This window comes from Klebsiella sp. 141203 (assembly GCF_032601985.1).
GTDB lineage: Bacteria > Pseudomonadota > Gammaproteobacteria > Enterobacterales > Enterobacteriaceae > Klebsiella > Klebsiella aerogenes.
In genome coordinates, this window is the sequence record NZ_JAQIRL010000012.1 from 1 (window position 1) to 18,124 (window position 18,124).

The 18,124-nt window shown below is 52.0% G+C and carries 12 protein-coding genes and 4 tRNA genes; 15 read left to right on the forward strand and 1 reads right to left on the reverse strand.

The features are described 5' to 3' along the window. Positions 1 to 237: 237 nt before the first annotated feature. Both murB and birA read left to right on the forward strand, forming a co-directional pair. Positions 238 to 1,293, forward strand: a complete 1,056-nt coding sequence (gene murB / locus PGR29_RS24585; protein WP_271032732.1) for a UDP-N-acetylmuramate dehydrogenase — start codon at positions 238 to 240, stop codon at positions 1,291 to 1,293. Further along, entirely contained in the window at positions 1,290 to 2,252 is a 963-nt protein-coding gene (gene birA, locus PGR29_RS24590) for a bifunctional biotin--[acetyl-CoA-carboxylase] ligase/biotin operon repressor BirA (protein WP_087859665.1), read from the forward strand. The genes murB and birA overlap by 4 nt, the downstream gene beginning before the upstream one ends. 26 nt (positions 2,253 to 2,278) lie before the next feature. On the opposite strand, the gene coaA is transcribed toward birA, so the two are convergent. Then, a complete protein-coding gene (gene coaA / locus PGR29_RS24595; protein ID WP_015368830.1) occupies positions 2,279 to 3,229 on the reverse strand; it encodes a type I pantothenate kinase in 951 nt (316 codons plus the stop codon). 430 nt (positions 3,230 to 3,659) lie between these two features. Between coaA and PGR29_RS24600 the strand changes: the two genes are divergently transcribed. The 13 genes from PGR29_RS24600 to rpoC all read left to right on the forward strand — a co-directional run bounded on the left by PGR29_RS24600 (position 3,660) and on the right by rpoC (position 17,731). After that, positions 3,660 to 3,735: transfer RNA gene (locus PGR29_RS24600), tRNA-Thr, on the forward strand. Positions 3,736 to 3,745: 10 nt separating this feature from the next. Next, positions 3,746 to 3,830, forward strand: a tRNA-Tyr gene (locus PGR29_RS24605). A 115-nt stretch (positions 3,831 to 3,945) separates the two neighbouring features. Further along, positions 3,946 to 4,020 (forward strand) — tRNA-Gly (locus PGR29_RS24610). A 5-nt stretch (positions 4,021 to 4,025) separates the two neighbouring features. Next, positions 4,026 to 4,101, forward strand: a tRNA-Thr gene (locus tag PGR29_RS24615). A gap of 115 nt (positions 4,102 to 4,216) precedes the next feature. Next, positions 4,217 to 5,401, forward strand: coding sequence for an elongation factor Tu (tuf, locus tag PGR29_RS24620; protein ID WP_015368828.1), 1,185 nt, complete (start codon positions 4,217 to 4,219; stop codon positions 5,399 to 5,401). 232 nt (positions 5,402 to 5,633) lie between these two features. After that, the gene (gene secE / locus PGR29_RS24625) at positions 5,634 to 6,017 is read left to right on the forward strand and encodes a preprotein translocase subunit SecE (RefSeq protein ID WP_015368827.1); all 384 of its coding nucleotides are present in this window, start codon (positions 5,634 to 5,636) and stop codon (positions 6,015 to 6,017) included. Between the two features lies 1 nt (position 6,018). After that, entirely contained in the window at positions 6,019 to 6,564 is a 546-nt protein-coding gene (gene nusG / locus PGR29_RS24630) for a transcription termination/antitermination protein NusG (RefSeq protein WP_007665882.1), read from the forward strand. A gap of 156 nt (positions 6,565 to 6,720) precedes the next feature. Continuing rightward, entirely contained in the window at positions 6,721 to 7,149 is a 429-nt protein-coding gene (gene rplK / locus PGR29_RS24635) for a 50S ribosomal protein L11 (protein ID WP_020079906.1), read from the forward strand. Positions 7,150 to 7,152: 3 nt separating this feature from the next. Beyond that, on the forward strand, positions 7,153 to 7,857 hold the full coding sequence (gene rplA / locus PGR29_RS24640; RefSeq protein ID WP_015368826.1) for a 50S ribosomal protein L1: 705 nt from the start codon (positions 7,153 to 7,155) through the stop codon (positions 7,855 to 7,857). Between the two features lie 291 nt (positions 7,858 to 8,148). Then, positions 8,149 to 8,646: a 50S ribosomal protein L10 gene (gene rplJ, locus PGR29_RS24645; protein WP_004097644.1), complete on the forward strand. Its 498-nt coding sequence runs from the start codon at positions 8,149 to 8,151 to the stop codon at positions 8,644 to 8,646. 66 nt (positions 8,647 to 8,712) lie between these two features. Further along, positions 8,713 to 9,078, forward strand: a complete 366-nt coding sequence (gene rplL / locus PGR29_RS24650) for a 50S ribosomal protein L7/L12 (protein WP_087859253.1) — start codon at positions 8,713 to 8,715, stop codon at positions 9,076 to 9,078. Positions 9,079 to 9,402: 324 nt separating this feature from the next. Then, entirely contained in the window at positions 9,403 to 13,431 is a 4,029-nt protein-coding gene (rpoB, locus tag PGR29_RS24655; protein ID WP_015704004.1) for a DNA-directed RNA polymerase subunit beta, read from the forward strand. A 76-nt stretch (positions 13,432 to 13,507) separates the two neighbouring features. Further along, positions 13,508 to 17,731 (forward strand): DNA-directed RNA polymerase subunit beta', encoded by a 4,224-nt coding sequence (gene rpoC, locus PGR29_RS24660; protein WP_045397360.1) that lies wholly within the window; start codon positions 13,508 to 13,510, stop codon positions 17,729 to 17,731. The last annotated feature ends 393 nt before the right edge of the window (positions 17,732 to 18,124 follow it).

An 18,124-nucleotide genomic window follows, 5' to 3' on the forward strand; every position in this document is an offset into this window, starting at 1 on the left:
AGAGTAGGGAACTGCCAGGCATCAAATAAAACGAAAGGCTCAGTCGGAAGACTGGGCCTTTTGTTTTTGTGTTTTGCGGCCGGACGCGCCGCCATTCCCCCGGTGGCGCTGCGCTTACCGGGGCTACCGATCCTTCCCCGGTCTGCGCCGCCATTCATTAACGCCCATGATGACTAGAATCCGGCCCTGAACCGATATTATTCAGGCAAGCCTTCCCTCGCTATATACGGTAAACTAATGCAGATTTTGCATCAGGAAGCCACTATGAACCTCTCCCTCAAACCCTGGAATACCTTTGGCATTAGCCATTCTGCCAAAGCAATTGTACTTGCTGAAAATGAACAACAGTTGCTGGCTGCCTGGCAAGCCGCCGCTGCAGAACACCAACCTTGTCTGATCCTTGGAGAAGGAAGCAACGTTCTGTTCCTGAAAGACTATTCCGGCACGGTGATCATCAACCGCATCATGGGGATCGAGGTAAGCGAAACGTCTGAAGCCTGGCGTTTGCACGTTGGCGCCGGTGAAAACTGGCATCAACTGGTGCAATTTGCGCTGGAAAATGGAATGCCTGGGCTGGAAAACCTGGCCTTAATTCCTGGCTGCGCAGGGTCGTCGCCAATTCAAAATATTGGTGCCTATGGCGTCGAGCTACAGCGAGTATGTGAATACGTAGACTGTATCGAACTTGAGACGGGTCGCAAGCAGCGCCTCTCTGCCGCAGAGTGTCGTTTTGGCTATCGCGACAGTATTTTCAAACATGAATATCAGGATCGTTACGCGATAGTGGCTGTTGGGCTATGGCTGAAAAAAGCGTGGCAGCCTGTCCTGACCTACGGTGATTTAACCCGTCTCGATCCGCAAACTGTTACCCCGCGCCAGGTATTCGATGCCGTTTGCCATATGCGTATGACCAAGTTACCGGATCCGAAAGTAAATGGTAATGCCGGAAGCTTCTTTAAAAACCCGGTCGTCAGTACTCAGGTCGCCCAGGCGTTGCTGGCAGCATTCCCTAATGCGCCACATTATCCACAGGCTGACGGCAGCATTAAGCTGGCGGCCGGTTGGCTTATCGACCAGTGTCAGCTAAAAGGTAAAACGATCGGTGGGGCTACCGTTCACCGCCAGCAGGCGCTGGTACTGATCAACGAAAACCAGGCGACCAGCGATGATGTCGTTGGGTTGGCACACTATGTCCGCCAGCAGGTGGGCGAGAAATTTAACGTTTGGCTCCAGCCTGAAGTGCGCTTCATCGGAGAGCAGGGTGAAGTGAATGCGGAAGAGGTGATTGCATGAAAGACAATACCGTACCCCTGACGCTTATCTCTATTCTGGCGGATGGCGAGTTTCACTCTGGTGAACAACTCGGCGAACGCCTGGGAATGAGCCGCGCGGCAATTAACAAACATATGCAGACGCTCCGCGACTGGGGTGTTGATGTATTTACCGTGCCAGGGAAGGGCTATAGCCTCCCTGAACCGATCGAATTACTGGATGAGCAAAAGATTGCCGGGCAGATTAAACAAGGTCGTATTACCGTGCTGCCGGTGATTGATTCCACCAACCAGTATTTGCTGGATCGTCTGGACGAACTGGAGTCAGGTGATGCCTGTGTCGCTGAATATCAGCAGGCTGGTCGTGGTCGCCGCGGTCGTAAGTGGTTCTCACCGTTTGGGGCCAATCTTTATCTCTCCATGTACTGGCGTCTGGAACAAGGCCCTGCCGCTGCGATTGGTTTGAGCCTGGTCATCGGTATTGTGATTGCAGAAGTACTGCAGAGCCTGGGGGCGGATAACGTTCGGGTCAAATGGCCGAATGATATTTATCTGCAGGACCGCAAGTTGTCCGGTATCCTGGTAGAACTGACAGGTAAAACCGGTGATGCCGCGCAGATCGTCAGCGGTGCTGGTATCAACCTCGTGATGCGCCGGGTTGAGTCTGATGTTGTCAATCAGGGGTGGATCAGCCTTCAGGAGGCGGGAGTCTTCATTGACCGTAACACCCTGACGGCGCGTCTGGTGAAAGCATTACGTACCGGTTTGCAGCTATTCGAACAGGAAGGTTTAACACCTTATCTGCCACGCTGGGAAAAACTGGACAACTTTATCAATCGGCCAGTGAAGCTAATTATTGGCGATAAGGAAATATTTGGTATTTCTCGCGGAATTGATGCGCAAGGGGCATTATTACTCGAGCAGGACGGGGTAATTAAACCTTGGGTCGGAGGCGAGATATCGCTGCGTAGCGCTGAATAAACAGAAGGGAGCTTGCGCTCCCTTTTTTATTTCCGTAGGCGAACTTGATCGACCGAATGATTTGCACTTTTGGTCATTATCAAGCTGGCCCGCTCTCTGGTTGGTAATATATTTTCTTTTAAGTTCAGTAGGTTGATCTCATTCCATAATGAAGTGGCAATATTGACCGCTTCGTCTTTTGAGAGTTTGGCGTAATTATGGAAATAAGAATCCGGATCGGTAAAAGCACCTTCACGGAATTTCAGGAAGCGATTGATATACCAGTTCTTTAATAAGTCTTCCGGCGCATCGACATAAATAGAGAAGTCGACAAAGTCAGAGACAAATACATGATGCGGATCGTGCGGATAATCCATCCCGCTTTGCAGAACGTTCAAACCTTCCAGAATAAGAATATCCGGTTGAGCAACGGTTTTATCACCATCAGGAATAACATCATAAATGAGATGGGAATATACCGGCGCGGTGGCATTTGGTACGCCAGATTTCAGGTCAGAAACAAACTTCACCAACCGATGCATATCATAGGACTGCGGGAAGCCCTTTTTCTTCATCAAGCCGCGTTCTTTTAACACCGAGTTAGGATGTAAGAAGCCATCGGTAGTTATCAGTTCAACATGACGATGTTCCGGCCAGCGGCTAAGCAGCGCCTGTAAAACACGCGCTGTTGTACTTTTACCCACCGCTACGCTACCTGCAATACTGATGATGTAAGGGATACGCTGGCCGTTGGTACCAAGGAATTGCTCAAGCACCGCCTGGCGACGGAGGTTGGAACTGATATAGAAATTGAGCAAACGTGACAGCGGCAAATAGATCTCGGCGACTTCTTCCAGCGAAAGATCTTCGTTGATGCCTTTTAACCGCGCGATTTCTTCCTCTGTCAGCGTCATCGGAACGGAATCACGAAGTGCAGCCCATTGGTTGCGGTTAAATTGTAGATAGGGTGTCATTAACGTCTGCTCTTTTTTGCTCATAAGCATGTTCTTACTATCACCGAAAAAGAGGTAGCGGTGATGCTTCACACTAGTTAATCAGGACAATGGGCAGGAGGGTAACACCAGAATGCCGGGAATAATAAGAAAAAAACTCATCGAAGGGCGCTTTCTCATAGCAGCATCACAAGTGATGAATAAGTAGAAAGAGGGGAGAAAGCGAGTCTGCTATCTTTGCAGGTTAGCGATCGCGCCTGCCACCAGGATTCCCAGGTGAAAAAACCGTCACTCTTGTATCTGACAGGCGCAGCGAAACAAATTCTGCATTAAGGAATGCGCTTTTTTTGCACTCCATTGTTTGAAATTACACCGTTTTTTCGCGTAAGAGCACAAAATGTGAGCAAGAGAACGTTTTATGCAAATTTTTAGTTGCATGAACTCGCAGGTCTCCCTAGAATGCGCGCTACTTGATGCCGACTTAGCTCAGTAGGTAGAGCAACTGACTTGTAATCAGTAGGTCACCAGTTCGATTCCGGTAGTCGGCACCATAACAATTTGGGTGGGGTTCCCGAGCGGCCAAAGGGAGCAGACTGTAAATCTGCCGTCATCGACTTCGAAGGTTCGAATCCTTCCCCCACCACCACTTTCGGGCGACGCTTTGCGTAGCCGGAGTTGGTTGGGTAAACTAATCAGCTCAACATTAAAGAGAGCAATCTCTTTTTTGTTACAGAAAGAACTGGGTAGCCGAGTTTCAGGATGCGGGCATCGTATAATGGCTATTACCTCAGCCTTCCAAGCTGATGATGCGGGTTCGATTCCCGCTGCCCGCTCCAGACGTGCTGATATGGCTCAGTTGGTAGAGCGCACCCTTGGTAAGGGTGAGGTCCCCAGTTCGACTCTGGGTATCAGCACCACTTCTTTATCTCTCCTTCCCTGTTTCTCTCTGTTTATTGCATTCAACAAGTCGGGCATGTTGCCTGGTTGATGTGGTGATATCACCGATTTATCCGTGTCTTAGAGGGACAATCGATGTCTAAAGAAAAGTTTGAACGTACAAAACCGCACGTTAACGTCGGTACTATCGGCCACGTTGACCATGGTAAAACAACGCTGACCGCTGCAATCACTACCGTACTGGCTAAAACCTACGGCGGTGCTGCTCGCGCATTCGACCAGATCGATAACGCGCCGGAAGAAAAAGCTCGTGGTATCACCATCAACACTTCCCACGTTGAATATGACACCCCGACTCGCCACTACGCGCACGTAGACTGCCCGGGCCACGCCGACTATGTTAAAAACATGATCACCGGTGCTGCTCAGATGGATGGCGCGATCCTGGTTGTTGCTGCGACTGACGGCCCGATGCCGCAGACTCGTGAGCACATCCTGCTGGGTCGTCAGGTAGGCGTTCCGTACATCATCGTGTTCCTGAACAAATGCGACATGGTTGATGACGAAGAGCTGCTGGAACTGGTTGAGATGGAAGTTCGTGAACTGCTGTCTCAGTACGATTTCCCGGGCGACGACACTCCGATCGTTCGTGGTTCTGCTCTGAAAGCGCTGGAAGGCGACGCAGAGTGGGAAGCGAAAATCATCGAACTGGCTGGCTTCCTGGATTCTTACATTCCGGAACCAGAGCGTGCGATTGATAAGCCGTTCCTGCTGCCGATCGAAGACGTATTCTCCATCTCCGGTCGTGGTACCGTTGTTACCGGTCGTGTAGAGCGCGGTATCATCAAAGTTGGTGAAGAAGTTGAAATCGTTGGTATCAAAGACACCGCGAAAACCACTTGTACTGGCGTTGAAATGTTCCGCAAACTGCTGGACGAAGGCCGTGCGGGCGAGAACGTAGGTGTTCTGCTGCGTGGTATCAAACGTGAAGAAATCGAACGTGGTCAGGTACTGGCTAAGCCGGGCAGCATCAAGCCGCACACCAAGTTCGAATCTGAAGTGTACATCCTGTCCAAAGACGAAGGCGGCCGTCATACTCCGTTCTTCAAAGGCTACCGTCCGCAGTTCTACTTCCGTACTACTGACGTGACTGGTACCATCGAACTGCCGGAAGGCGTAGAGATGGTAATGCCGGGCGACAACATCAAAATGGTTGTTACCCTGATCCACCCGATCGCGATGGACGACGGTCTGCGTTTCGCAATCCGTGAAGGCGGCCGTACCGTTGGCGCGGGCGTGGTTGCTAAAGTTCTCGGCTAATCGCTGATAACATTTGACGCAATGCGCAATAAAAGGGCATCATTTGATGCCCTTTTTGCACGCTTTCACACCAGAACCTGGCTCATCAGTGATTTTTTTTGTCATAATCATTGCTGAGACAGGCTCTGAAGAGGGCGTAAAGTCCGAAACGCAGCAGAGCATTTCGGTTTGGTCGCCTCGCATTTAACGCGGGGCGAAGATGTTTGTCTGAATTCTTGTGACAGGTTGGTTTATGAGTGCGAATACCGAAGCTCAAGGGAGCGGGCGCGGCCTGGAAGCGTTGAAGTGGGTTATCGTTGCCGTGCTGCTGATCGTAGCCATCGTAGGCAACTTCCTTTATCGCGACATTATGCTGGCGATCCGTGCGCTGGCTGTTGTGATTCTTATCGCTGCTGCCGGTGGCGTCGCTCTGTTAACGACAAAAGGTAAGGCGACTGTCGCCTTCGCCCGCGAAGCGAGAACCGAAGTCCGCAAAGTGATCTGGCCGACCCGCCAGGAAACGCTGCACACCACGCTGATTGTTGCTGCCGTAACTGCAGTAATGTCACTGATCCTGTGGGGACTGGATGGTATTCTGGTTCGCCTGGTATCCTTTATCACTGGCCTGAGGTTCTGAGATGTCTGAAGCTCCTAAAAAGCGCTGGTACGTCGTTCAGGCGTTTTCCGGTTTTGAAGGTCGCGTAGCTACGTCGCTGCGTGAACATATCAAATTACACAACATGGAAGAGTTGTTTGGCGAAGTCATGGTTCCGACCGAAGAAGTGGTTGAAATCCGTGGCGGCCAGCGTCGCAAAAGCGAACGCAAATTCTTCCCAGGCTACGTTCTGGTTCAGATGGTCATGAACGACGCGAGCTGGCACCTGGTGCGCAGCGTCCCGCGTGTGATGGGCTTCATCGGCGGTACTTCCGACCGTCCGGCGCCGATCAGCGACAAAGAAGTCGATGCCATCATGAACCGTCTGCAGCAGGTTGGCGATAAGCCGCGTCCGAAAACGCTGTTTGAGCCGGGCGAAATGGTTCGCGTCAACGATGGTCCATTTGCTGACTTTAACGGCGTTGTTGAAGAAGTGGACTACGAGAAGTCTCGCCTGAAAGTTTCCGTTTCTATCTTCGGTCGTGCGACTCCGGTAGAACTGGACTTCGGTCAGGTTGAGAAGGCGTAAGCCGGCGATCAAAAAAGCAGCGATTTAATCGTTGCATAGGGCGCGAAATTGGCATACAATTTCGCGCCTTTTGTTTTTATGGGCTTGGCCCGTAAAACGATGTTTAATCACGGGGAGCTTCTCTGAAGCGTTAATACCCAATTTGAGGATTTAAGAATGGCTAAGAAAGTACAAGCCTACGTCAAGCTGCAGGTTGCAGCTGGTATGGCAAACCCGAGTCCGCCGGTTGGTCCAGCACTGGGTCAGCAGGGCGTTAACATCATGGAATTCTGCAAAGCGTTCAACGCAAAAACTGAATCCATGGAAAAAGGTCTGCCAATCCCGGTTGTTATCACCGTTTACGCTGACCGTTCTTTCACTTTCGTTACCAAAACTCCGCCGGCAGCAGTTCTGCTGAAAAAAGCGGCTGGTATCAAGTCCGGCTCCGGTAAGCCGAACAAAGAGAAAGTTGGTAAAATTTCCCGCGCTCAGCTGCAGGAAATCGCGCAGACCAAAGCTGCCGACATGACTGGTGCCGACATTGAAGCGATGACTCGCTCCATCGAAGGTACTGCACGTTCCATGGGCCTGGTAGTGGAGGACTAAGAAATGGCTAAACTGACCAAGCGCATGTCCGTGATTCGTGAGAAAGTTGATGCAACTAAACAGTACGACATCAACGAAGCCATCTCTCTGCTGAAAGAACTGGCGACCGCTAAGTTCGTTGAAAGCGTTGACGTTGCTGTAAACCTGGGCATCGATGCTCGTAAATCTGACCAGAACGTACGTGGTGCAACTGTACTGCCGCACGGTACTGGCCGTTCTGTTCGCGTTGCCGTATTTGCACAGGGCCCGAACGCTGAAGCTGCTAAAGCTGCAGGCGCCGAGCTGGTAGGTATGGAAGATCTGGCTGACCAGATCAAGAAAGGCGAAATGAACTTTGACGTTGTTATTGCTTCCCCGGATGCAATGCGCGTTGTTGGCCAGCTGGGCCAGGTTCTGGGCCCGCGCGGCCTGATGCCAAACCCGAAAGTTGGTACCGTAACTCCTAACGTTGCTGAAGCGGTTAAGAACGCTAAAGCTGGTCAGGTTCGTTATCGTAACGACAAAAACGGCATCATCCACACCACCATCGGTAAAGTGGACTTTGACGCTGACAAACTGAAAGAAAACCTGGAAGCTCTGCTGGTTGCGCTGAAAAAAGCAAAACCGACTCAGGCTAAAGGCGTGTACATCAAGAAAGTTAGCATCTCCACCACCATGGGTGCAGGTGTTGCAGTAGATCAGGCTGGCCTGAACGCTTCTGCAAACTAATGCCTTTACGTGGGCGGTGATTTTGTCTACAATCTTACCCCCACGTTTGCTAACGAAAGTTAGCGGCTAACAGATTTGTTCGTTGGAGCCTGGCCTATCCAGGCCTCCGTCGAAGACCGCAGGTGTTTCGTAAGAAACTTAATCCCCTGCGTAGACGGTGACAGAACGCTAAGATTATTTTTTGGATACTCTGGCTTGTTTCTGCTCACCGTATTAAGACGCTCTATTCGTTGAATAGAGTGAAGTGAGTTCCAGAGCATAAGCTCTGGCAAACATCCAGGAGCAAAGCTAATGGCTTTAAATCTTCAAGACAAACAAGCGATTGTTGCTGAAGTCAGCGAAGTAGCCAAAGGCGCGCTGTCTGCAGTAGTTGCGGATTCCCGTGGCGTAACTGTAGATAAAATGACTGAACTGCGTAAAGCAGGTCGTGAAGCTGGCGTTTACATGCGTGTTGTTCGTAACACCCTGCTGCGCCGCGTCGTTGAAGGTACTCCGTTCGAGTGCCTGAAAGACACGTTTGTTGGTCCGACCCTGATTGCATACTCTATGGAACACCCGGGCGCTGCTGCTCGTCTGTTCAAAGAGTTCGCGAAAGCGAATGCAAAATTTGAGGTCAAAGCCGCTGCCTTTGAAGGTGAGCTGATCCCGGCGTCGCAAATCGACCGCCTGGCAACTCTGCCGACCTACGAAGAAGCAATTGCACGCCTGATGGCAACCATGAAAGAAGCTTCGGCTGGCAAACTGGTTCGTACTCTGGCTGCTGTACGCGATGCGAAAGAAGCTGCTTAATCGCAGTTATCTTTGTAAAGCACTCGCTTACGTATAAACTTATTCTGATATTCAGGAACAATTTAAATGTCTATCACTAAAGATCAAATCATTGAAGCAGTATCCGCTATGTCCGTAATGGACGTTGTTGAGCTGATCTCTGCAATGGAAGAAAAATTCGGTGTTTCCGCTGCTGCTGCTGTAGCTGTAGCTGCTGGCCCGGCTGAAGCTGCTGAAGAAAAAACTGAATTCGACGTAATTCTGAAAGCTGCTGGCGCTAACAAAGTTGCTGTTATCAAAGCAGTACGTGGTGCGACTGGCCTGGGTCTGAAAGAAGCTAAAGACCTGGTAGAAGCTGCACCGGCTGCACTGAAAGAAGGCATCAGCAAAGACGACGCTGAAGCTCTGAAAAAATCTCTGGAAGAAGCTGGCGCTGAAGTTGAAGTTAAATAAGCCAACCCTTCCGGTTGCAGCCTGAGAAATTAGGCTGAGGCTGGTGACTTTTTAGTCACCAGCCTTTTTGCGCTGTAAGGCGCCAGTAGCATTTCACACTGTTTGACTGCTGGTTTGCCTCACAATGCTTGTTTCTATCGACGACTTAATATACTGCGACAGGTTAGGGTTCCTGGGCTGTGTAAATCGCAATGAAATGGTTTAAGCGTGATAGCAACAGGCATTGCGGAAAGTGTTCCATTTTCCGGTCAACAAAATAGTGTTGCATAAAAAACTGCCCTTTCCGGGCAGATGGGTCGACTTGTCAGCGAGCTGAGGAACCCTATGGTTTACTCCTATACCGAGAAAAAACGTATTCGTAAGGATTTTGGTAAACGTCCACAAGTTCTGGATGTGCCTTATCTCCTTTCTATCCAGCTTGACTCGTTCCAGAAGTTTATCGAGCAAGATCCTGAAGGGCAGTATGGTCTGGAAGCAGCCTTCCGTTCCGTATTCCCGATTCAGAGCTACAGCGGTAATTCAGAGCTGCAATACGTCAGCTACCGTCTGGGCGAACCTGTTTTTGATGTTAAAGAATGTCAGATCCGTGGCGTGACGTATTCCGCACCGCTGCGCGTGAAACTGCGTCTGGTGATCTACGAGCGCGAAGCGCCGGAAGGCACCGTTAAAGACATTAAAGAACAAGAAGTCTACATGGGCGAAATCCCGCTCATGACCGACAATGGTACCTTCGTTATCAACGGTACCGAGCGTGTTATCGTTTCTCAGCTGCACCGTAGCCCGGGCGTCTTCTTTGACAGTGACAAAGGTAAGACTCACTCTTCCGGTAAGGTCCTGTATAACGCACGTATCATCCCTTACCGTGGTTCCTGGCTGGACTTCGAATTCGACCCGAAAGACAACCTGTTCGTTCGTATCGACCGTCGTCGTAAACTGCCTGCAACCATCATTCTGCGCGCGCTGAATTACACCACTGAGCAGATCCTTGACCTGTTCTTCGAGAAAGTGGTCTTTGAAATTCGCGACAACAAGCTGCAGATGGAGCTGGTACCGGAGCGTCTGCGCGGTGAAACCGCCTCCTTCGATATCGAAGCCAACGGTAAAGTGTACGTTGAGAAAGGCCGTCGTATTACCGCGCGCCATATTCGCCAACTGGAAAAAGACGATATCAAACATATCGAAGTTCCGGTTGAGTACATCGCGGGCAAAGTTGCTTCTAAAGACTACATCGACGAAGCGACTGGCGAACTGATCTGCCCGGCGAACATGGAGCTGAGCCTGGATCTGCTGGCTAAACTGAGCCAGTCCGGCCACAAGCGTATCGAAACGCTGTTCACCAACGATCTGGACCACGGTCCGTACATTTCTGAAACTGTACGCGTCGACCCAACCAACGATCGTCTGAGCGCGCTGGTAGAAATCTACCGCATGATGCGCCCGGGTGAGCCGCCGACTCGTGAAGCGGCTGAAAGCCTGTTTGAGAACCTGTTCTTCTCCGAAGACCGCTACGATCTGTCCGCGGTTGGTCGTATGAAGTTCAACCGTTCTCTGCTGCGCGACGAAATCGAAGGTTCCGGTATCCTGAGCAAAGACGACATCATCGAAGTGATGAAGAAGCTCATCGATATCCGTAACGGTAAAGGCGAAGTCGATGATATCGACCACCTCGGCAACCGTCGTATCCGTTCCGTTGGCGAAATGGCGGAAAACCAGTTCCGCGTTGGCCTGGTGCGTGTAGAGCGTGCGGTTAAAGAGCGTCTGTCTCTGGGCGATCTGGATACCCTGATGCCTCAGGATATGATCAACGCCAAGCCGATTTCCGCAGCAGTGAAAGAGTTCTTTGGTTCCAGCCAGCTGTCCCAGTTTATGGACCAGAACAACCCGCTGTCTGAGATTACGCACAAACGTCGTATCTCCGCACTCGGCCCAGGCGGTCTGACCCGTGAACGCGCAGGCTTCGAAGTTCGAGACGTACACCCGACTCACTACGGTCGCGTATGTCCAATCGAAACGCCTGAAGGTCCGAACATCGGTCTGATCAACTCCCTGTCCGTGTACGCACAGACTAACGAATACGGTTTCCTCGAGACCCCGTATCGTAAAGTGACCGACGGTGTTGTTACCGACGAAATTCATTACCTGTCTGCTATCGAAGAAGGTAACTACGTCATCGCTCAGGCGAACTCCAACCTGGATGACGAAGGCCACTTTGTTGAAGATCTGGTTACCTGCCGTAGTAAAGGCGAATCCAGCTTGTTCAGCCGCGACCAGGTTGACTACATGGACGTATCCACCCAGCAGGTGGTATCCGTCGGTGCGTCCCTGATCCCGTTCCTGGAACACGATGACGCCAACCGTGCATTGATGGGTGCGAACATGCAACGTCAGGCGGTTCCGACTCTGCGCGCTGATAAGCCGCTGGTTGGTACCGGTATGGAACGTGCTGTTGCCGTTGACTCCGGTGTTACTGCGGTGGCTAAACGTGGCGGTACTGTTCAGTACGTGGATGCTTCCCGTATCGTTATCAAAGTTAACGAAGACGAGATGTACCCGGGCGAAGCAGGTATCGACATCTATAACCTGACCAAGTACACCCGTTCTAACCAGAACACCTGCATCAACCAGATGCCTTGCGTGTCCCTGGGCGAACCAATTGAACGCGGCGACGTCCTGGCCGACGGCCCGTCCACCGACCTCGGTGAACTGGCGCTGGGTCAGAACATGCGCGTAGCGTTCATGCCGTGGAACGGCTACAACTTCGAAGACTCCATCCTCGTATCCGAGCGTGTTGTCCAGGAAGACCGTTTCACCACCATCCACATTCAGGAACTGGCATGCGTGTCCCGTGACACCAAGCTGGGGCCGGAAGAGATCACCGCTGACATCCCGAACGTGGGTGAAGCTGCGCTCTCTAAACTGGATGAATCCGGTATCGTTTATATCGGTGCGGAAGTGACCGGCGGCGACATTCTGGTTGGTAAGGTAACCCCGAAAGGTGAAACCCAGCTGACTCCGGAAGAGAAACTGCTGCGCGCGATCTTCGGTGAGAAAGCGTCTGACGTTAAAGACTCTTCTCTGCGCGTACCGAACGGTGTCTCTGGTACCGTTATCGACGTTCAGGTGTTTACCCGTGACGGCGTAGAAAAAGACAAGCGTGCTCTTGAGATCGAAGAGATGCAGCTGAAGCAGGCTAAAAAAGACCTGTCTGAAGAACTGCAGATCCTCGAAGCTGGTCTGTTCAGCCGTATCTACGCTGTGCTGGTTGCCGGTGGCGTTGAAGCTGACAAGCTCGACAAACTGCCGCGCGATCGCTGGCTGGAACTGGGCCTGACCGACGAAGAGAAACAAAATCAGCTGGAGCAACTGGCTGAGCAGTATGACGAACTGAAACACGAGTTCGAGAAAAAACTCGAAGCGAAACGCCGTAAAATCACCCAAGGCGACGATCTGGCACCGGGCGTGCTGAAGATTGTTAAGGTATACCTGGCCGTTAAACGCCGTATCCAGCCTGGTGATAAGATGGCAGGTCGTCACGGTAACAAGGGTGTTATCTCTAAGATCAACCCGATCGAAGATATGCCGCACGATGCTAACGGTACGCCGGTAGATATCGTACTGAACCCGCTGGGCGTACCGTCTCGTATGAACATCGGTCAGATCCTGGAAACTCACCTGGGTATGGCTGCCAAAGGTATCGGCGATAAGATCAACGCCATGCTGAAACAGCAGCAAGAAGTCGCGAAACTGCGCGAATTCATCCAGCGTGCTTACGATCTGGGCGCTGACGTTCGCCAGAAAGTTGACCTGAATACCTTCAGCGATGAAGAAGTTCTGCGTCTGGCTGAAAACCTGCGTAAAGGCATGCCGATCGCAACGCCGGTATTCGACGGTGCGAAAGAAGCTGAAATCAAAGAGCTGCTGCAGCTGGGCGACCTGCCGACTTCCGGTCAGATCACTCTGTTTGACGGCCGTACCGGTGAACAGTTCGAACGTCCGGTAACCGTGGGTTACATGTACATGCTGAAACTGAACCACCTGGTCGACGACAAAATGCACGCTCGTTCCACCGGTTCTTATAGCCTGGTTACTCAGCAGCCGCTGGGTGGTAAGGCGCAGTTCGGTGGTCAGCGCTTCGGTGAGATGGAAGTGTGGGCGCTGGAAGCATACGGCGCGGCCTACACCCTGCAGGAAATGCTCACCGTTAAGTCTGATGACGTGAACGGTCGTACCAAGATGTATAAAAACATCGTGGACGGCAACCACCAGATGGAACCGGGCATGCCGGAATCCTTCAACGTACTGTTGAAAGAAATCCGCTCGCTGGGCATCAACATCGAACTGGAAGACGAGTAACTCTCGCTCAAACAGGTCACTGGTGCCGGGGTAAAACCCGGCGCCAGATTGTGCTAACTCCGACGGGAGCAAATCCGTGAAAGACTTATTAAAGTTTCTGAAAGCGCAAACTAAAACCGAAGAGTTTGATGCGATCAAAATTGCTCTGGCATCGCCAGACATGATCCGTTCATGGTCTTTCGGTGAAGTTAAAAAGCCGGAAACCATTAACTACCGTACGTTCAAGCCAGAACGTGACGGTCTGTTCTGCGCTCGTATTTTCGGGCCAGTAAAAGACTATGAGTGCCTGTGCGGTAAGTACAAGCGCCTGAAACACCGTGGTGTTATCTGTGAGAAGTGCGGCGTTGAAGTGACCCAGACCAAAGTGCGTCGTGAGCGCATGGGCCACATCGAGCTGGCGTCTCCGACTGCCCACATCTGGTTCCTGAAGTCTCTGCCGTCCCGTATCGGTCTGCTGCTGGATATGCCGCTGCGTGATATCGAACGCGTACTGTACTTTGAATCTTATGTTGTTATCGAAGGTGGCATGACCAACCTCGAACGCAACCAGATTCTGACTGAAGAGCAGTACCTGGACGCGCTGGAAGAGTTCGGTGACGAATTCGACGCGAAGATGGGCGCCGAAGCTATTCAGGCCCTGCTGAAAAGCATGGACCTGGAGCAAGAGTGCGAGCAGCTGCGTGAAGAGCTGAACGAGACCAACTCCGAAACCAAGCGTAAAAAGCTGACCAAGCGCATTAAGCTGCTGGAAGCGTTCGTTCAATCTGGCAACAAGCCGGAGTGGATGATCCTGACCGTTCTGCCGGTTCTGCCGCCAGATCTGCGTCCGCTGGTTCCGCTGGATGGCGGTCGTTTTGCGACTTCTGACCTGAACGATCTGTATCGTCGCGTCATTAACCGTAACAACCGTCTGAAACGTCTGCTGGATCTGGCTGCGCCGGACATCATCGTACGCAACGAAAAACGTATGCTGCAGGAAGCGGTCGACGCCCTGCTGGATAACGGTCGTCGCGGTCGTGCGATCACCGGTTCCAACAAACGTCCTCTGAAATCTTTGGCCGATATGATCAAAGGTAAACAGGGTCGTTTCCGTCAGAACCTGCTCGGTAAGCGTGTTGACTACTCCGGTCGTTCTGTAATCACCGTAGGTCCATACCTGCGTCTGCATCAGTGCGGTCTGCCGAAGAAAATGGCGCTGGAGCTGTTTAAACCGTTCATCTACGGCAAGCTGGAACTGCGTGGCCTGGCCACCACCATCAAAGCCGCTAAGAAAATGGTTGAGCGCGAAGAAGCTGTCGTTTGGGATATCCTGGACGAAGTTATCCGCGAACACCCGGTACTGCTGAACCGTGCGCCAACACTGCACCGTTTGGGTATCCAGGCATTCGAACCGGTTCTGATCGAAGGTAAAGCTATTCAGCTGCACCCGCTGGTTTGTGCGGCATATAACGCCGACTTCGATGGTGACCAGATGGCTGTTCACGTACCGCTGACGCTGGAAGCCCAGCTGGAAGCGCGTGCGCTGATGATGTCTACCAACAACATCCTGTCCCCGGCGAACGGCGAACCAATCATCGTTCCGTCTCAGGACGTTGTACTGGGTCTGTACTACATGACCCGTGACTGTGTTAACGCCAAAGGCGAAGGCATGGTGCTGACTGGCCCGAAAGAAGCGGAGCGTATTTATCGCGCCGGTCTGGCCTCTCTGCATGCGCGCGTTAAAGTGCGTATCACCGAATACGAAAAAGACGACAATGGTGAGTTCGTCGCGAAGACCAGCCTGAAAGACACGACCATTGGCCGTGCCATTCTGTGGATGATCGTACCGAAAGGTCTGCCGTTCTCTATCGTGAACCAGGCGCTCGGTAAGAAAGCGATCTCCAAGATGCTGAACACCTGTTACCGTATTCTGGGTCTGAAACCGACCGTTATTTTTGCGGACCAGACGATGTACACCGGCTTTGCTTATGCAGCGCGTTCAGGTGCATCCGTTGGTATCGATGACATGGTCATCCCGGAGAAAAAATACGAAATTATCAGCGAAGCGGAAGCTGAAGTTGCTGAGATTCAGGAACAGTTCCAGTCTGGTCTGGTCACCGCGGGCGAACGCTACAACAAAGTTATCGATATCTGGGCTGCGGCGAACGATCGTGTATCCAAAGCGATGATGGATAACCTGCAAACCGAAACCGTTATTAACCGTGACGGTCAGGAAGAGCAGCAGGTTTCCTTCAACAGCATCTACATGATGGCCGACTCCGGTGCGCGTGGTTCTGCTGCACAGATTCGTCAGCTGGCTGGTATGCGTGGTCTGATGGCGAAGCCGGATGGCTCCATCATCGAAACGCCGATCACCGCGAACTTCCGTGAAGGTCTGAACGTACTCCAGTACTTCATCTCCACCCACGGTGCTCGTAAAGGTCTGGCGGATACCGCACTGAAGACAGCGAACTCCGGTTACCTGACTCGTCGTCTGGTTGACGTTGCGCAGGACCTGGTTGTCACTGAAGACGACTGCGGCACCCTGGAAGGCATCACCATGACGCCGGTTATCGAAGGTGGCGATGTTAAAGAGCCGCTGCGCGATCGCGTACTGGGTCGTGTGACTGCTGAAGACGTTCTGAAGCCGGGTACCGCGGACATTCTGGTTCCACGCAACACGCTGCTGCACGAGCACTGGTGTGATCTGCTGGAAGAGAACTCCGTTGACTCCGTCAAAGTTCGTTCCGTTGTATCCTGTGACACCGACTTTGGTGTATGTGCGCACTGCTACGGTCGTGACCTGGCGCGTGGCCACATCATCAACAAAGGTGAGGCTATCGGCGTTATCGCGGCACAGTCCATCGGTGAGCCGGGTACACAGCTGACGATGCGTACGTTCCACATCGGTGGTGCGGCATCTCGTGCGGCTGCTGAATCCAGCATCCAGGTGAAAAACAAAGGTAGCATCCGTCTGAGCAACGCGAAGTCGGTTGTGAACTCCAGCGGTAAACTGGTTATCACCTCTCGTAACACCGAACTGAAGCTGATCGACGAATTCGGTCGTACGAAAGAAAGCTATAAAGTGCCTTACGGCTCCGTTATGGCTAAAGGCGATGGCGAACAGGTTGCTGGCGGTGAAACCGTTGCAAACTGGGATCCGCATACCATGCCGGTTATCACCGAAGTGAGTGGTTTTGTCCGCTTCACTGACATGATCGACGGCCAGACCATTACTCGTCAGACCGACGAGCTGACCGGTCTGTCTTCGCTGGTGGTTCTGGATTCCGCAGAACGTACTTCCGGTGGTAAAGATCTGCGTCCGGCGCTGAAAATTGTTGATGCTCAGGGCAACGACGTTCTGATCCCAGGCACCGATATGCCTGCTCAGTACTTCCTGCCGGGTAAAGCGATTGTTCAGCTGGAAGATGGCGTACAGATCAGCTCTGGTGACACCCTGGCGCGTGTACCGCAGGAATCTGGCGGTACCAAGGACATCACCGGTGGTCTGCCGCGCGTTGCGGATCTGTTCGAAGCACGTCGTCCGAAAGAGCCGGCAATCCTGGCTGAAATCAGCGGCATCATTTCCTTCGGTAAAGAAACCAAAGGGAAACGTCGTCTGGTTATCACCCCGGTAGACGGTAGCGAACCGTACGAAGAGATGATCCCGAAATGGCGTCAGCTGAACGTGTTCGAAGGTGAACGTGTAGAACGTGGTGACGTGGTTTCCGACGGTCCGGAAGCGCCGCACGACATTCTGCGTCTTCGTGGCGTACACGCGGTAACGCGTTACATCACCAACGAAGTACAGGACGTTTATCGTCTGCAAGGCGTTAAGATTAACGATAAGCACATTGAAGTTATCGTTCGTCAGATGCTGCGTAAAGCGACCATCGAAAGTGCTGGTAGCTCTGACTTCCTCGAAGGCGAGCAGGTTGAATACTCCCGCGTTAAGATCGCTAACCGCGAGCTTGAAGCGAATGGCAAAGTTGCGGCAACCTATTCCCGCGACCTGCTGGGTATCACCAAAGCGTCTCTGGCAACCGAGTCCTTCATCTCCGCGGCATCGTTCCAGGAGACCACTCGCGTGCTGACCGAAGCAGCCGTTGCGGGCAAACGCGACGAACTGCGCGGTCTGAAAGAGAACGTCATCGTGGGTCGTCTGATCCCGGCGGGTACCGGTTATGCGTACCACCAGGATCGTATGCGCCGTCGCGCAGCAGGCGAGCAGCCGGCTGCACCGCAGGTGAGCGTAGAAGAAGCGTCTGCCAACCTGGCAGAACTGCTGAACGCAGGCCTGGGCGGTTCTGACAACGATTAATCGTTGATTCGCTAAGCGCTTAAAAGCCAGTCAGGTTTCCTGACTGGCTTTTTTATTATCTGTCGATTTATTTCACCTAAACTGAATTACATTTATTTAATGTAATTGCCGCAATTAATTATCAAATTAAACATTCTTGATAATTATCTATTTGCTATTTCTTTATGCCATCACTAATCGATGGATAAAAATTCTACATGTATCAAAAAATAAGCGCCGCAAACGCTATATAGTCAAAACACTCAAAGAATCATGTGATTACTTTCCCAGTCCTTTTCGGTTTACCGCAACTGAGGGGTTCGCTGCGCCTGTTAAAAGGCAATGGAGGAGGTGAGCAAAAATAAAAATAAAACGGAGAGTATTGTCGTTATTTAATGGATAGCTTCTGGGGGA

What these genes read in the sequence shown, in the direction of transcription:
- murB (WP_271032732.1), top strand. Translation starts at nt 238, where the DNA reads ATGCAGATTTTGCATCAGGAAGCCACTATGAACCTCTCCCTCAAACCC.
- nusG (WP_007665882.1), top strand. Translation starts at nt 6,019, where the DNA reads ATGTCTGAAGCTCCTAAAAAGCGCTGGTACGTCGTTCAGGCGTTTTCC.
- tuf (WP_015368828.1), top strand. Translation starts at nt 4,217, where the DNA reads ATGTCTAAAGAAAAGTTTGAACGTACAAAACCGCACGTTAACGTCGGT.
- rplJ (WP_004097644.1), top strand. Translation starts at nt 8,149, where the DNA reads ATGGCTTTAAATCTTCAAGACAAACAAGCGATTGTTGCTGAAGTCAGC.
- rplL (WP_087859253.1), top strand. Translation starts at nt 8,713, where the DNA reads ATGTCTATCACTAAAGATCAAATCATTGAAGCAGTATCCGCTATGTCC.
- rplA (WP_015368826.1), top strand. Translation starts at nt 7,153, where the DNA reads ATGGCTAAACTGACCAAGCGCATGTCCGTGATTCGTGAGAAAGTTGAT.
- rpoB (WP_015704004.1), top strand. Translation starts at nt 9,403, where the DNA reads ATGGTTTACTCCTATACCGAGAAAAAACGTATTCGTAAGGATTTTGGT.
- coaA (WP_015368830.1), bottom strand. Translation starts at nt 3,229, where the DNA reads ATGAGCAAAAAAGAGCAGACGTTAATGACACCCTATCTACAATTTAAC.
- rplK (WP_020079906.1), top strand. Translation starts at nt 6,721, where the DNA reads ATGGCTAAGAAAGTACAAGCCTACGTCAAGCTGCAGGTTGCAGCTGGT.
- birA (WP_087859665.1), top strand. Translation starts at nt 1,290, where the DNA reads ATGAAAGACAATACCGTACCCCTGACGCTTATCTCTATTCTGGCGGAT.
- secE (WP_015368827.1), top strand. Translation starts at nt 5,634, where the DNA reads ATGAGTGCGAATACCGAAGCTCAAGGGAGCGGGCGCGGCCTGGAAGCG.